The organism is Rudaea sp. (assembly GCF_047601565.1).
In the GTDB taxonomy this organism is placed as follows: Bacteria; Pseudomonadota; Gammaproteobacteria; order Xanthomonadales; family Rhodanobacteraceae; genus Rudaea.
Map to the genome: position 1 here is coordinate 2939565 of NZ_JASGIY010000001.1, position 13782 is coordinate 2953346.

Annotated in this window: 11 protein-coding genes; 5 read left to right on the top strand and 6 right to left on the bottom strand. The window is 66.9% G+C overall.

All coding sequences use genetic code 11. The features are described from left to right. Positions 1 to 2: 2 nt before the first annotated feature. Positions 3 to 2765 carry a TonB-dependent receptor gene (locus QM741_RS12885; RefSeq protein WP_415208082.1) on the bottom strand — a complete coding sequence of 921 codons (2763 nt, stop codon included), beginning with the start codon at positions 2763 to 2765 and terminating at the stop codon, positions 3 to 5. 142 nt (positions 2766 to 2907) lie between these two features. Further along, positions 2908 to 3966, bottom strand: a complete 1059-nt coding sequence (gene glk, locus QM741_RS12890; protein WP_415208083.1) for a glucokinase — start codon at positions 3964 to 3966, stop codon at positions 2908 to 2910. 100 nt (positions 3967 to 4066) lie between these two features. Here glk and QM741_RS12895 point away from each other — a divergent pair, with 100 nt between their 5' ends. Further along, the gene (locus QM741_RS12895; protein WP_415208084.1) at positions 4067 to 4288 is read left to right on the top strand and encodes a hypothetical protein; all 222 of its coding nucleotides are present in this window, start codon (positions 4067 to 4069) and stop codon (positions 4286 to 4288) included. A 32-nt stretch (positions 4289 to 4320) separates the two neighbouring features. After that, on the top strand, positions 4321 to 5385 hold the full coding sequence (locus tag QM741_RS12900) for a LacI family DNA-binding transcriptional regulator (RefSeq protein WP_415208085.1): 1065 nt from the start codon (positions 4321 to 4323) through the stop codon (positions 5383 to 5385). A 102-nt stretch (positions 5386 to 5487) separates the two neighbouring features. On the opposite strand, the gene eda is transcribed toward QM741_RS12900, so the two are convergent. The 4 genes from eda to zwf all read right to left on the bottom strand — a co-directional run bounded on the left by eda (position 5488) and on the right by zwf (position 10215). Continuing rightward, positions 5488 to 6144 carry a bifunctional 4-hydroxy-2-oxoglutarate aldolase/2-dehydro-3-deoxy-phosphogluconate aldolase gene (gene eda / locus QM741_RS12905; RefSeq protein ID WP_415208086.1) on the bottom strand — a complete coding sequence of 219 codons (657 nt, stop codon included), beginning with the start codon at positions 6142 to 6144 and terminating at the stop codon, positions 5488 to 5490. A gap of 62 nt (positions 6145 to 6206) precedes the next feature. Further along, a complete protein-coding gene (gene edd, locus QM741_RS12910) occupies positions 6207 to 8018 on the bottom strand; it encodes a phosphogluconate dehydratase (RefSeq protein WP_415209124.1) in 1812 nt (603 codons plus the stop codon). Positions 8019 to 8041: 23 nt separating this feature from the next. Next, on the bottom strand, positions 8042 to 8749 hold the full coding sequence (gene pgl, locus QM741_RS12915) for a 6-phosphogluconolactonase (protein WP_415208087.1): 708 nt from the start codon (positions 8747 to 8749) through the stop codon (positions 8042 to 8044). After that, positions 8746 to 10215 (bottom strand): glucose-6-phosphate dehydrogenase, encoded by a 1470-nt coding sequence (gene zwf / locus QM741_RS12920; protein ID WP_415209125.1) that lies wholly within the window; start codon positions 10213 to 10215, stop codon positions 8746 to 8748. The genes pgl and zwf overlap by 4 nt, the downstream gene beginning before the upstream one ends. A 490-nt stretch (positions 10216 to 10705) precedes the next feature. On the opposite strand from zwf, the gene QM741_RS12925 reads away from it, so the two are divergent. From QM741_RS12925 to nagA, 3 genes are all read left to right on the top strand, one after another. Then, positions 10706 to 11461: a GntR family transcriptional regulator gene (locus tag QM741_RS12925; RefSeq protein WP_415208088.1), complete on the top strand. Its 756-nt coding sequence runs from the start codon at positions 10706 to 10708 to the stop codon at positions 11459 to 11461. A gap of 69 nt (positions 11462 to 11530) precedes the next feature. After that, positions 11531 to 12565: an SIS domain-containing protein gene (locus tag QM741_RS12930; protein WP_415208089.1), complete on the top strand. Its 1035-nt coding sequence runs from the start codon at positions 11531 to 11533 to the stop codon at positions 12563 to 12565. Continuing rightward, positions 12565 to 13743 (top strand): N-acetylglucosamine-6-phosphate deacetylase, encoded by a 1179-nt coding sequence (gene nagA / locus QM741_RS12935; RefSeq protein WP_415208090.1) that lies wholly within the window; start codon positions 12565 to 12567, stop codon positions 13741 to 13743. Before QM741_RS12930 ends, nagA begins: the two co-directional genes overlap by 1 nt. Positions 13744 to 13782: the final 39 nt, after the last annotated feature.

A 13782-nucleotide genomic window follows, 5' to 3' on the forward strand; every position in this document is an offset into this window, starting at 1 on the left:
AGTCAGAACTTCAGGCGCAGCGTCACGTAGTACTGGCGGCCGTTCACGTAGAACGCATAGGGCTGCTTGCCGTAGGCGTCGTTCTCGGTGTAGTACTTGAGCTTCGGGCTGTTGAGGTTCATCGCGTCGAGCGTGATCGTCGCCCATGGTGCGATGGCGTAGCCGAGCGAGGCGTTGAGCGTTCCCTCGCCCTGTTGGTAGAACGTGTCGGTGCGGCTCACGCCGGCGTAGAACGTCGAGCGGTAGGTCCACGACAGGCGCGCGTTGAACAGCGAATTCTCGAAGTAGCCCGATACGTTGTAGGTGTTCTTCGAGGTGCCCTGCAGCGGGCCGCCGTCCTGAGTGCTGCCGTCGGCGTAGGTGTAGTTCGCAGCGACGCCGAAGTTGTCGCCGATCGGCTGGATGTAGTTCACCTCGATGCCCTTGACGTGGCCGTCGACGTTGCGCGGCACGCTGACGAGATAGCCGTTGTACACGTCGTGACCGCTGGTTTCGCTGGCCTGCATGTCCTTATAGGTGCGCGTCTCGTTGCCGAAGTTGATGTAGTCCTTCAGGCTCATGCTGTACGCGCCGACCGAGAACAGGCCGCGCGGCGCGAAGTACCATTCCCAAGCCACGTCGGCGTTGGTCGACACGATCGGCTTGAGCTGCGGATTGCCGCCGCTGCCGGTATGAGTGAGGTCGTCGAGCGAGACGAAACCGGCCAACGCGGAGTAGTCCGGGCGCGTCATCGTCTGCGAGGCGGCCACGCGCAACACCATGTCGTCGCGCATGTTGAACTTGACGTTGGCGCTCGGCAGGAATTCGTCCTTGCCGTGCTTGTACGTATTCCAGTAGTAGTCGCCGAACGCGGAACCGGTGATCGGGCCGGTGACGATCGCCTCCTGCGGGCTGGTCGAGCTGTAGCTGATGTCCTCGTCGGTGCCGACGTAGCGCACGCCGAGATTGCCGCTCCAGCCGTCGCCGACGAAGTTGGCCTGGATGTATGCGGCCTTGTCCTTCTCCTGCACCGAATAGATGTCGTTGAAGTAGAAGCGGCCGACCGGGTCGCGATTGGCGAACTTCGCGTCGATCGCGGCGAGTTGGGCCGGTGTCCAGTACCAGATGTTGCCGGGGAAGCTGGCGCCGAGGTCGCTGGAGAAGTCGCCCGGATAGTTGGCGTAGGAAGAGGTCGGATAGCCGGACGCGTCGGTCCAGTTGGTGGCCCAATTCGGCCCCTGCGCCACGTCGAACAGGTTCTCGCGCGTGTGCTTGGCGTAGCGCACGCCGAAGTCGATCGAGGAAAGCGCGCCGCCGTCGACCGCGAACTCGCCGTCGGCCTGCGCCCATTTCTCCTTGTCCTTCACGTCGATGCCCTGCTCGCCGAAGATCCAGCCGGCCGACGGCATGATGCCCGACGGCGAGCTGTTGTCGCCGCCCATGGTCCAGTCGATCGGAGAACCGATGCCGTGCATGTTCCAGCTTGCGCCGGCGCCGGCCTGCGCGCCGAGTTCCATGACGTCCTGTGCCGGGCTCTTGCCGCTGCCGTTGGTAGTGCCGGCCTGGGCCTTGATCGTCAACCTGTCGCTGGCGCGCCAGTCGGCGTCGAGCGTCAGGTAATCCGATTTCGACTGCGCGCCGGGACGCGAAATCTGGTCGTAGACGATGTAGGGCGCGGTGCCGCCGGGTACCGCCGCGAACGAGGCGGAGGTCAACACGTTGTTGCTGACCGTGTAGTTCGACCCGAAGCCCGCGCCACTGTTGACGAACTGGCTGCCCCACATCATGTAGTTGCGGTTGAAGTTGTCGGCCTTGAGCTTGGAGTAGAAGCCGTTGAGGTCGAGCGTGAGGTTGTCGGCGGGCTTGAATTCGAGATCGATCGTGCCGCCCTCGCGCGTGCGCTTCTGGGTGAAGAACGCCGCGCCGATTTCGTTCGGGTAGTACACGCCGGCAAGGTCGGGATGCGCCACCGCGATCGGATCGGTCGCGGCGATCTGGCTGTAGCCGCCGACGACTTCCTGGCCGTTGCGCTGCAGGGAGCGCTGTTCGTAGAACACCTGGCCGAGGATGCCGAAGCTGTCGTTGACCTTCCAGTTGACCAGGCCGCTGAACTGCGGCTTGACGTTGTCGGGCAGGTCGGAATAGACGCCGCCGAGCGAGGCCGAGGCGGTCAGATCCTTGCCGTACTCCAGCGGCTTGCGCGTGATGATGTCGACCGAGCCGGCCGCGCCGCCTTCGACGATCTTCGCCTCGGAGGTCTTGTGCACGACCACCTCGCTGACGATTTCCGAAGGCAGCAGGGTGTAGCTGACGCTGCGGCCGACCGTCTGCACCTGGCTCAGCACGAACCAGTCGCCGGTGCCGACGGTATGGCCGTTGATCAGGGTCTGGGTCATGCTCGGATTGGTGCCGCGCAGCGAGACGCGGTCGTTCTCGTCGAAGCCGCCTTCGCTCGCGCTCGACGAGGAAATGTTGACGCCGGGCAGGCGCTCGAGCGTGTCGGCGACGTTCTTCGCCGGCAGCTTGCCGATGTCCTCGGCGGTGACGACCTCGACGTGCGAGTCGTAGGCCTGCTTGAGCTCGAGCGATTTTTCCTCGGTGCCGCGAATGCCGGTAACGACGACGGTGGCGAGCTCCTCGGCGTTCTTCTTCTTGTTCGCATCCGCGTCCGACGACGAGGGCGCTTGCTGCGGATCGGTCGTCACCGGATCGGCGGCCCAGACGAGAGCGCTGGCGTAGAGACTGGCGGCGATGCTCGCCGCGAGCATGGTCTTGGAATATTTCATCGGTGGTCTCTCAATGGTCTATGTGTTTGTCGTCGGGAGACCCGGCTTGCGCCGAATTCCCGGTCCTTTTCCACTTCTGTATTTTTATATTTCTGCAATCGCATCCTGCGCCGCTTTCGCCTCCGGCATTCTTCTTTTTTCCTCAGTCGCTCTTTCTTTCTTCGTATTCGTGATCGAGAAACCAGTGCGCCGCGCCGGCTACGCCGAGCTGGCCGTGTTCGATCAGATGCACCGGCACGCGCTCGAGCGCTTCGCGCAGCGGACCCTTGTCGCCCAAGCGTGCGGCGAAGCCGCTGGCGCGCAGCAGCGGCGCGATCTGCGGCAGCACGCCGCCGGCCAGATAGACGCCGCCGTAGGCGCCGAGCATCATGACGAGATCGCCGATCAGGCTGCCGAACCACGCGCAGAACACCTCGACGGCTTCGGCTGCGAGCGCGTCGCTGCCAGCGAGCGCCGCGGACGTGACCTGCGCAGGCGATTCGAATTGCGCATGCGCCGCGCGCAACGCGCAGAGCGTGCGATACAGCGCGAGCAGGCCGGGGCCGGAGAAGATGCGTTCGTTCGGCACGTGCGCCGCGTCGCCGGCGAGGCGGCGCAGGATTTCCAGCTCGAGCTGCGTGCGCGCGGCCAGCGCCGCGTGGCCGGCTTCGGTGGCGAGGATCGTCGGGCGCGTGCCGCCCGGGATCAGTGCCGCGGCGCCGAGTCCGGTACCGGCCCCGACGACGAGACGCGGCTGCCGCGGGTCGATCGCGTCGTTGCCGGCGATGCGCGTCGATTCGGCGATCTCCTGGAAATGCGCGGCGTAGGCCACGGCGGTGAAATCGTTGACGATGGCGACGCTCTCGAATCCGAGTTCGTCGCGCAGGCGCGCGAGCGACACGGGCCAGGGCAGGTTGGCGTTGACGAGGTGGTCGTCCAGCAACAGGCCCGCGCAGGCGATGCAGGCCTGCGTGGCGGCCACGCCGCCCACGCAGTGCGTGTACTCGCGCAGGATGTCGTGCAGGTTCGCGTAATCGGCGCAGACGAACTTGCGATACTGCGAGATGCTCAGGCGCGGGTGCCCGTCGGCCGGATCGGCCGTCGCACGCACCAGGCCGATGCGCGCATGGGTGCCGCCGACGTCGGCGGCGAGGAAGGCCGTGCGCGTCCCGGGCGTCGCGTGCGCGGACCGGTCGATGGATCGGGGGCTTGCGCCTTGCATCTTTGCCGTTTCCCCACTGCGGATTTCGAAGCGTTTCGGGTGTTTCTAGGAATCCCGGTGCTGCCTTCGACGCGGATCGAGTCGCGTCGGTCGTGGCGCAGTGTCCATCTACATGACAACGTTGTCAACTACAGGTCGAAAAAATTTTTACGATATGGCAGAAACTTTGGAATTGGCGGCGAATTGCGGTATTTCACGCGCGCGACGGATGACAACGTTGAGAAAATCTCCTAAGTTCATGGGCCAACGGCAGGCCCTGCGGAAAAAATCGCCGGCCTTGCGCACCGGATTTCCGGCTGGTCGCGGGGCGGCCATTCGGTGACAATGAGAGAGGGCGGGCGGCAGATGGCGAAAATGAAGACGGACACGACGACACCAAAGCGCAGCGTCACGATCAAGGACGTCGCCAGGCGCGCGAAGGTGTCGTTGAAGACCGTGTCGCGCGTCGTCAACCACGAGCCTTCGGTGCTCGATGCCACGCGCAAGCGCGTCGAGCGTGCGATCGCCGAACTCGACTACCGCCCCGACCAGTCCGCGCGCAGCCTGCGCAGCGCGAAGTCGTACACGATCGGCATGGTCTACGACAATCCGAACGCGTACTATGTCATCGCGATGCAGAACGGCGTGCTCTCGGTGTGTCGCGAGACCGGATTCGATCTCAACATCCATCCCTGCGATTCCAATTCGTCCGCGCTCGCCGAGGAGTTGCGCCTGCTCGTGCAACGTTCGCGCCTCGCCGGCCTCGTGCTCGCGCCGCCGATGTCCGAGCGCATGGAATTGATCCGCTTTCTCGCCGCGCACAAGATCAAGTTCGTGCGCATTCTCTCCGCCGCGGAAGATCCGCGCGACGGCTACCCTTGCGTGTTCGTCGACGATCGCGACGCGGCCTACGCAGTCACCGAACACCTGATCCAGCTCGGCCACCAGCGCATCGGTTTTCTTTGGGGCGGCAAGGCGCATCGCTCGAGCCCGGAACGCTTCAAGGGCTACGAGGATGCGCTGGAACATTACGGCATCGCGATCGACAGGACGCTGATCGTGGAAGGCGACTACTCGTTCGACGACGGCTTCCGCGGCGCGCGCAAACTGCTGGCGCTGAAGAATCCGCCGACCGCGATTTTCGGCTCGAACGACGAAATCGCCGCCGGCGTGCTCGCCGCGGCGAAGGCGGCGAACTTGAACGTGCCTTACGACCTGTCGATCGCCGGATTCGAGGACAGCCCGTTCTCGCGCCAGTGCTGGCCCGCGTTGACCACGGCGGCGCAAGCCACCTCCGACATCGCGCGCCGCGCGACCGAACGCCTGATCGCGGAATTCAAGCACGGCTGGCACGCCGAGAAGAGCAACGCCAACGTCGGCTTCAGTCCGACCCTCGTCGTGCGCGGATCGACCGGGCCGGTGCGCGTGGCGAAAGGGTGACCGGCATCGGGCGCAGCGCGGGAATTCCGCTGAACCGTAGCGTCATTCCCGCTTTCGCGGGAATGACGAGATGAAAGTGGTTTTGATCGAGAAATGGAGTCTTCAGGCTCCGGCTTTCAGTGCCGCCGCAGTGCGCGCAAGCTCCTCGATCTTCTTCCAGTCGCCGGCCTTGACCGCATCGGCCGGCGTCAGCCACGTGCCGCCGACGCAGACGACGTTGGGGCTGGCCAGGAAATCGGGCGCGGTGTTTTCGCGGATGCCTCCGGTCGGGCAGAATTTGATGTTCGGCAGCGGCGAGGCCCATGCTTTGAGCAACGCATGGCCGCCCGCGGGCACGGCGGGGAAGAACTTGAGGAAATGGTAGCCGCGTTCGGCGAGCGTCATCGCTTCGCTCGCGGTCGCCGCGGCGGGCAGCCACGGCAGCACGCTGGAGTCGGCCGCATCGAGCAGGTTCCGCGTCGCGCCCGGCGATACGGCGAAGCGCGCGCCGGCGTTTTCAGAGGCTTTGAGATCCTTTGGCGTCAGTACGGTGCCCGAACCGACCACCGCGCCTTCGACTTCGCCCGCGATCGCGCGGATCGCATCGAGCGCGACCGGCGTGCGCAAAGTGATCTCGATCGCCGGAATGCCGCCGGCGACGAGCGCTTTCGCCATCGGCACGGCAGCGGCAAGGTCGTCGATCACGACGACGGCGACGACGGGCGCGAGGCGCAGGGTTTTCTCGACTTCGGCTTGTTTCTTTTCGCTGGGGGTGGTCATCGTGAATATCGCTCCAATTAACACGTCCGTCATTCCCGCTTTCGCGGGAATGACGAGCAAAATCAAAACACGCTCGCGCCCGCGTCGGACGGCCCGACGGTATCACGGAACAGCGAAAACAATTCGCGGCCGAGGCCGATGCGATGTTCGGCGAGGCGGTCGCCGCGCGCCGGCTCGCGCGCCGCGAACTCGGCGGCGTCGATCTTGACGTCGAGCGTGCCGGCGTTCGCGTCGAGACGCACGATGTCGCCGTTGCGGATCTTCGCGATCGCGCCGCCGCTCGCGGCTTCGGGCGTCAGATGGATCGCCGCGGGCACCTTGCCCGACGCGCCGGACATGCGGCCGTCGGTGACCAGCGCGACCTTGAAGCCGCGGTCCTGCAGCACGCCGAGCGTCGGCGTCAGCTTGTGCAGTTCGGGCATGCCGTTGGCGCGCGGGCCCTGGAAGCGCACGACGGCGACGAAGTCGCGGTCGAGTTCGCCGCGCTCGAACGCGGCCTTCACGTCGTCCTGTTCCTCGAACACGATCGCGGGCGCTTCGATGACGGCACGCTCGGGCGCCACCGCGGAAATCTTGATCACTGCGCGGCCGAGATTGCCGGCCAGCGCCTTCAGGCCGCCGTCGGGGCGGAACGGGTTCGATGCGGGGCGCAGCACGGTTTCGTCGAGGCTCGCCGCGGCGACGGGCACGTAGCCCAACGTCTTCTGCGCGTCGAGCAGCGCGTGCTTGCGGTAACCGTCGAGGCCGGTGCCGTTGACCGTGTCGACGTCGGCGTGCACGAGTCCGGCATCGAGCAATTGCGCGATCAGGAAATTCAATCCGCCCGCGGCATGGAACTGGTTCACGTCGGCCTTGCCGTTCGGATAGACGCGCGCCAGCAGCGGCACGGCGCTGGCGATCGCGTCGAAATCCTCGAGGGTGACGATGATGCCCGCGGCGCGCGCGATCGCGACGATGTGCAGCAGCAGGTTGGTCGAACCGCCCGTCGCGTGCAGGCCGGCGATGCCGTTGACGACCGCGCGTTCGTCGACGATGCGGCCGATCGGCGTGTACTCGCCGCCGAGCGCGGTGATCGCGGCGGCACGCTCGACCGCGGCGACGGTGAGCGCGTCGCGCAGCGCCGAGTTCGGCGTGACGAAGCTCGCGCCCGGCAGGTGCAGACCCATCAGTTCCATCAGCATCTGGTTCGAGTTCGCCGTGCCGTAGAACGTGCACGTGCCCGGCGCGTGGTACGAGGCGGCCTCGGCCTCGAGCAGTTCGTCGCGGCTCGCCTTGCCTTCGGCGTAGAGCTGGCGCACCTTCGATTTCGCATCGTTGCTGATGCCGGTCGGCATCGGGCCGGACGGCACGAAGATCGCGGGCAGATGGCCGAACGTCAGCGCGCCGATCATCAGGCCCGGCACGATCTTGTCGCAGATGCCTAGGTAGAGCGCCGCGTCGAACATGTCGTGCGACAGCGACACGGCGGTCGCGAGCGCGATCACGTCGCGCGAGAACAGGCTCATCTCCATGCCGGGCTGGCCCTGGGTGACGCCGTCGCACATCGCCGGCACGCCGCCGGCGACCTGTGCGGTCGCGCCGATCGCGCGCGCGGTGCGGCGGATCAGCTCGGGATAGCGTTCGTAGGGCTGGTGCGCGGAAAGCATGTCGTTGTACGCGGTGACGATGCCGATGTTCGCGCGCGCATTGGCGCGGATCGTCGCCTTGTCGTCCGCGCCGCAGGCGGCGAAGCCGTGGGCGAGGTTGCCGCAGGACAGATGCCTGCGGTGCGGGCCGTGGCCCTTGGCGCGCTCGATCTTGTCGAGATAGGCCTCGCGCGTGGCGCGGCTGCGCTCGGCGATCTGCGCGGTGATTCTGGCGATGGCGGGATTCAGTGGCATGGCAAGTTTCTCGGTGGTTACGGGCACCAGTAAACCTTGACCGGCGCATGTGCGTTGCGCAGCACGGCGCTGATCGGCCAGGCGCGATTGGTTGCGGCGACGTAGCGCGCGTTCTCGAGCACCTCGCGCTTGCGTTCGCCCTCGATGTGCAGGTAGATCGCGCGGCTGTCGAGGATCACCGGCAGAGTCAGCGTGATGCGCGGTTCGCCCGCGCCCGGCGCGCGCATCGGCAGCACCACGGCGTCGGTTTTCGGATCGGTCGCTTCGGCGAGATGGTCGCCGTCGGGGAAGAACGAAGCGGTATGGCCGTCCTCGCCCATGCCGAGCACGAGCGCGTCGAACGGCAGGTCGAGCATCGCGACGCGGGCCGTGACCGCGGGCATGCCGTCTTCGGGCGCTGCGGCACCGGCTTCGTAAAGCGGCACGAAGCGTGCGGCGGCGGCGCGGCCCTGCAGCAGGTTTGCGCGCACGAACGTTTCGTTGGAGCGCGCATCGGTCGGCGGCACCCAACGTTCGTCGACGAGGGTGACGACCACCTTGCTCCAATCGACCGGCTGCATCGACAGCGTTTGCAGGAAACGCTGCGGCGTCCTGCCGCCCGACACGGCGAGCAGGGCCTGACCGCGCTCGGCGATGGCGTGCGCAAGATCGTCGGCGATCGCGCCGGCGAGCGCTTCGGCGAGTTGCGCGCCGTCGCCGAAACGCCGGTAGTCGAGCGCGCTCATGCGTCGCTGGCGTCCGCGTCGTGCCAGGTGCGGCCGTCGCGCTCGATCAGCGCGACCGAAGCGCTCGGTCCCCAGGTGCCGGCGGTGTAGGGCTTCGGCGCGTCGGAGCTGGACTTCCATGCGGCGAGGATCGGATCGACCCACGCCCACGCCGCTTCGACTTCGTCGCGGCGCATGAACAAGGTCAGGTTGCCGCGCACGACGTCGAGCAGCAGGCGCTCGTAGGCATCGGGCTGCGACACGCCGAACGCCTCGGCGAAGCTCATGTCGAGCGGCACTTCCTGCAGGCGCAGGCCGCCGGGGCCCGGCGACTTGATCATCAGCCACAGCTTCACGCCCTCGTCGGGCTGCAGGCGCAGCACGAGCTTGTTCGGCGCGATCGGGCCGGCCGAGGGCAGGAAGATCGAATGCGGAATCTGCTTGAACTGGATGACGATTTCCGACACGCGCGCCGGCAGCCGCTTGCCCGTGCGCAGGTAGAACGGCACGCCGGCCCAGCGCCAGTTGTCGACCTCGGCCTTGATCGCGACGAACGTGTCGGTATTCGAGCCCGGCTTGCCGAGGTCGTCGAGATAGCCGGGCACGGCGCCGCCGTTGCTCGCGCCGGCGCGGTACTGGCCGCGTACGGTGCTGATGATCGCGTTGTTCTGGTCGATCGGTTTGAGCGAGCGCAATACCTTGAGCTTCTCGTCGCGCACCGCGTCGGCGTCGAGCGAGGCGGGCGCTTCCATTGCGACCATGCAGAGCAACTGCAGAATGTGGTTCTGCACCATGTCGCGCAGCGCGCCGGCGTTGTCGTAATAGGCGCCGCGTTTCTCCAGGCCGACCGTTTCGGCGACGGTGATCTGCACGTGGTCGATGCGCTGCGCGTTCCACAACGGCTCGAACAGCACGTTGCCGAAGCGCAACGCGAGCAGGTTCTGCACGGTTTCCTTGCCGAGGTAGTGGTCGATGCGGAAAACGTGCTTCTCGTCGAACGCGCTGGCGACGTCGTTGTTGATGACGGTCGCGCTGGCGAGGTCGCTGCCGATCGGCTTCTCGATCACCACGCGCGCGTCGTCGCCGTTGAGTCCGTGCGTGCGCAGGCGATCGCAGATCGCGACGAACAGGCTCGGGCTGGTCGAAAGGTAGAACACGCGCACGCGGCCCTTGCGCGATTTCAGGTCGGCTTCGAAGTCGTCCCAGCCCGCGTCCTGGGTCGCGTCGAGGCCGAAGTAGTGCACCATCGCGAGGAAGCGGTCGACGGTGGCCGGCTCGGCGCTCTTCACGTGCTGCGCGATCGCGGCGCGCACGCCGTCGCGATACGACTCGTCGCTGTCCTTGGTGCGCGCGACGCCGATGATGCGGCTGTCGGGCGGGATCTGGCCGTCGGCGTAGCGGCGGTACATCGCCGGCAGCAGCTTGCGCATGGCGAGGTCGCCGGTGCCGCCGAAGATCACCAGATCAAACACGTCGACCACTTTCATTTCTGCCACGGGGGGCTCCGGAAGCTTGGTATTTGGAGAATTCTACTCGCGCCGGGATGATACCACTTTCATACCACTGAATGCCATTATTGTCTGCTGCGCTTTAGCTCTTGCTCGTCATTCCCGCGCAGGCGGGAATCCAGTGACTTTGCCCTTGATTCTGCTCTGACCGCGTCCCTTCGTTTTTCCGCGCGCGTCCGGCGCGCGGGTCACTTTCTCTTGCTTGTGCAAGAGAAAGTCACCAAAGAGAACACACCCCGGAAGCCGCGTCCTCTGCGCTGCGCGCTGCGAGTTCGCGAGGGTAGGCCGGGGTTCGTTGAACGCACGTCCCTGTGCGTACAACGAACTCGCGCGCATCGTGCGCGCGATCCTTGCGGACATTTCCGTCCTGCCCTCGCCGCGGCTAACGGGGGCCCGAAGATCAAAAGAATATCAAAGGCCAGAGCTGAGGTCGGTAGCTAAAGTGGTATTCTATTGGTATGATATCGGCATGCAAACGACCTTGTACGGCGAATACCGCAAGCTCGACCGCGGCGGCAGCGATGCGCAGCGCTCGCTGGCCTATCTGCGCCTGCGCCGCGCGATCCAGAACACGATCGAATCCGGCGCGTTCCCGCCGGGGCAGGCGTTGCCGAGCGAGCGCGATCTGGCGAAGAGGCTCGCGCTGTCGCGCGTCACCGTGCGCAAGGCGATCGGCGGTCTCGTCGAGGATGGATTGCTTACCCAGCGCCACGGGGCCGGCACCTTCGTCGCCGAGCGCATCGTCAAGTCGTTTTCGCGCCTGACCGGGTTCACCGACGACCTGCGCGCGCGCGGCCTCAAACCGCGCGTGAAATTCCTCGAGCGCGGCGTCGGCGAGGTGACGCCGGAGGAGGCGATGGCGCTCAATCTGTCGCCGGGCGCCGACGTGATCCGCCTGCGCCGCCTGCGTTTCGCCGACGACAAGCCGCTTGCGGTGGAATCGACGGCCGTGCCGGCCGCGATCATCGCGGACCCGAATGCGATCAAGCTCTCGCTCTACGATGCGCTCGAGAAGATCGGCTGCCGGCCGACGCGCGCCCTGCAGCGGCTGCGCGCGGTCGCGCTCGGCGAGGACGATGCCGCGCTGCTCGACTGCGAGCCCGGCAGTCCGGCGCTGGCGATCGAACGCCGCGCGTTCCTCGACGACGGCCGTCTCGTCGAATTCACCACTTCGCTCTATCGCGGCGACGCCTACGATTTCGTCGCCGAGCTGCACGGCGAATAGGCCGCTCCGATGTACTTCGCGCCGAATCCCGCTACTATCGCGAATCCGGATGACAACGATGTCAAACCCATGCTGAAGCCGAACGAGACCAAGATGTTCCACGAAGCCGGCGAAAGCGCCGACGCGATCGCGCGCCAGCTCGCCGCCAACGACGGCATCGTCGCGCGGCTCGTCGAAAGACTGCACGCGGCGCCGCCGCGCTTCATCGTCACCAGCGCGCGCGGCAGCTCCGACCATGCGGCGACGTTCGGCAAATACGTGTTTGAAACCCGCATCGGCCTGATGACCGCTTCGGCCTCGCCGTCGATCAGCTCGATCTACCAGGCGCGCCAGCAGCTCGACGGCGCGCTCTACATCGCGATCTCGCAATCGGGCGGCAGTCCCGACCTCGTGCGCGCGGCCGAGGGCGCGAAGCGGGCCGGCGCGCACGTCGTCGCGCTCGTCAACGTCGAGGAATCGCCGCTGGCCAAGGCCGCCGACACGGTCGTGCCGTTGCGCGCCGGGCCCGAACTCAGCGTCGCGGCGACCAAGAGCTATCTCTGCGCGCTGTCGGCGCTGATCCATATCGCCGCACGCTGGAAGGGCGACGAGGCGCTGTTCGCCGCGCTGCAGGCCACGCCCGCGGCGATGCGCGCGACCTGGGCGATGGATTGGTCTTCGCTCGTGGACGGACTCGTCGAGGCGAACAATCTCTTCGTCGTCGGCCGCGGCCTCGGCCTCGGCGCCGCGCAGGAAGCCGCGCTCAAGCTCAAGGAAACCTGTGGCCTGCACGCCGAGGCGTTCAGCTCGGCCGAAGTGAAGCACGGGCCGATGGCGCTGGTCGGGCGCGATTTCCCGGTGCTGTTCCTGACCCAGCAGGACGAATCGTTCGCCGGTACGCGCGAGGTCGCCGACGAATTCGCGGTGCGCGGCGCGAAAGTCTGGGTGACGTCGCCCGACGCGGCGCAGCCGCATCGTCTGCCGGTCGCCGCCGCGCCCGATCCCGCCTGCGCGCCGCTGATCGCAGTGCAGGGTTTCTACAAGGCGGCGAATGCGCTCGCGCTCGCGCGCGGGCGCAATCCCGACGTGCCGCCGCATCTCAACAAGGTGACGAGGACCGTCTGATGGCCACCGCGCTCGTCAACGCCGAGGTGCTCACCGAACACGGTTTCCGCAAGGGACTGGCGGTGCTGATCGAGGGCGGTCGCATCGCCGATTTGGTCGCCGAGCCGGACGCGCGCGCACGCGCCGGAGATGTGCGCGATCTGCGCGGCGCCAAACTCGTTCCCGGATTCATCGATACGCAGGTCAATGGCGGCGGCGGCGTGCTGCTCAACGACGAGCCGACGGTCGATGGCGTGCGCCGCATCGCCCACGCGCACCGCCGCTTCGGCACGACGGGCATGCTGCCGACGTTGATCAGCGACGATGCCGACGTCATGCGGCGCGCGATCGCCGCGGTCGACGCCGCGATCGGGCAGGGCGTGCCCGGCGTGCTCGGCATCCATCTCGAGGGCCCGTACCTCGCGCCCGCGCGCAAGGGCGTGCACGACGCGAGCAAGTTCCGCGTGCCGGGCGAGGACGAGATCGCGATGGCCGCGTCGTTGCGCAACGGCAAGACCTTGCTGACGCTCGCGCCGGATCGCGTGCCGCGCGAGGTGATTCGCGAATTCGTCGCGCGCGGCGTCGTCGTCGCCGCCGGCCATACCGCGGCGAGCTACGATGAGATCCGCGACGCGCTCGACCTCGGCCTGCGCGGCTTCACCCATCTCTACAACGCGATGACGCCGCTCAACGGGCGCGAGCCCGGCGTCGTCGGCGCCGCGCTCGACGATCGCGAAAGCTGGTGCGGCGTGATCGTCGACGGCCACCACGTGCATCCGGCCGCATTGCGCGTCGCATTGGCCGCAAAACCGCGCGGCAAGATCGTTCTCGTCACCGACGCGATGCCGCCGGTCGGCTCACCGCTGCCGGGCCTGCCGGCGGCGATTTCGGAATTGTGGCCGTCTTTCCGTATAAACGGCCAAATCGCCACCGCGTGCGACGGCCTGCTCACCACGCCCGACGGCACGCTGGCCGGTTCCGTGCTCGACATGGCGCAGGCGGTGCGCAACACCGTCGCCTGGCTCGACGTCCCGCTCGACGAGGCCGTGCGCATGGCTTCCACCTATCCGGCCGATTTCATCGGCCTCGGCGCCAGCCGCGGCCGCATCGCACCCGGCTACGCGGCCGATCTCGTCGCGCTCGACGACGAATTGCAAGTCAAGGCGACCTGGATCGGCGGCGCGGTCCAGGAGTACTGACGGAGCACGCGCATCCAGCCGAGTGATGCGCGCTTGTCA

What these genes read in the sequence shown, in the direction of transcription:
- QM741_RS12885 (WP_415208082.1), bottom strand. Translation starts at nt 2,765, where the DNA reads ATGAAATATTCCAAGACCATGCTCGCGGCGAGCATCGCCGCCAGTCTC.
- glk (WP_415208083.1), bottom strand. Translation starts at nt 3,966, where the DNA reads ATGCAAGGCGCAAGCCCCCGATCCATCGACCGGTCCGCGCACGCGACG.
- QM741_RS12900 (WP_415208085.1), top strand. Translation starts at nt 4,321, where the DNA reads ATGAAGACGGACACGACGACACCAAAGCGCAGCGTCACGATCAAGGAC.
- eda (WP_415208086.1), bottom strand. Translation starts at nt 6,144, where the DNA reads ATGACCACCCCCAGCGAAAAGAAACAAGCCGAAGTCGAGAAAACCCTG.
- pgl (WP_415208087.1), bottom strand. Translation starts at nt 8,749, where the DNA reads ATGAGCGCGCTCGACTACCGGCGTTTCGGCGACGGCGCGCAACTCGCC.
- zwf (WP_415209125.1), bottom strand. Translation starts at nt 10,215, where the DNA reads ATGAAAGTGGTCGACGTGTTTGATCTGGTGATCTTCGGCGGCACCGGC.
- QM741_RS12925 (WP_415208088.1), top strand. Translation starts at nt 10,706, where the DNA reads ATGCAAACGACCTTGTACGGCGAATACCGCAAGCTCGACCGCGGCGGC.
- QM741_RS12930 (WP_415208089.1), top strand. Translation starts at nt 11,531, where the DNA reads ATGCTGAAGCCGAACGAGACCAAGATGTTCCACGAAGCCGGCGAAAGC.
- nagA (WP_415208090.1), top strand. Translation starts at nt 12,565, where the DNA reads ATGGCCACCGCGCTCGTCAACGCCGAGGTGCTCACCGAACACGGTTTC.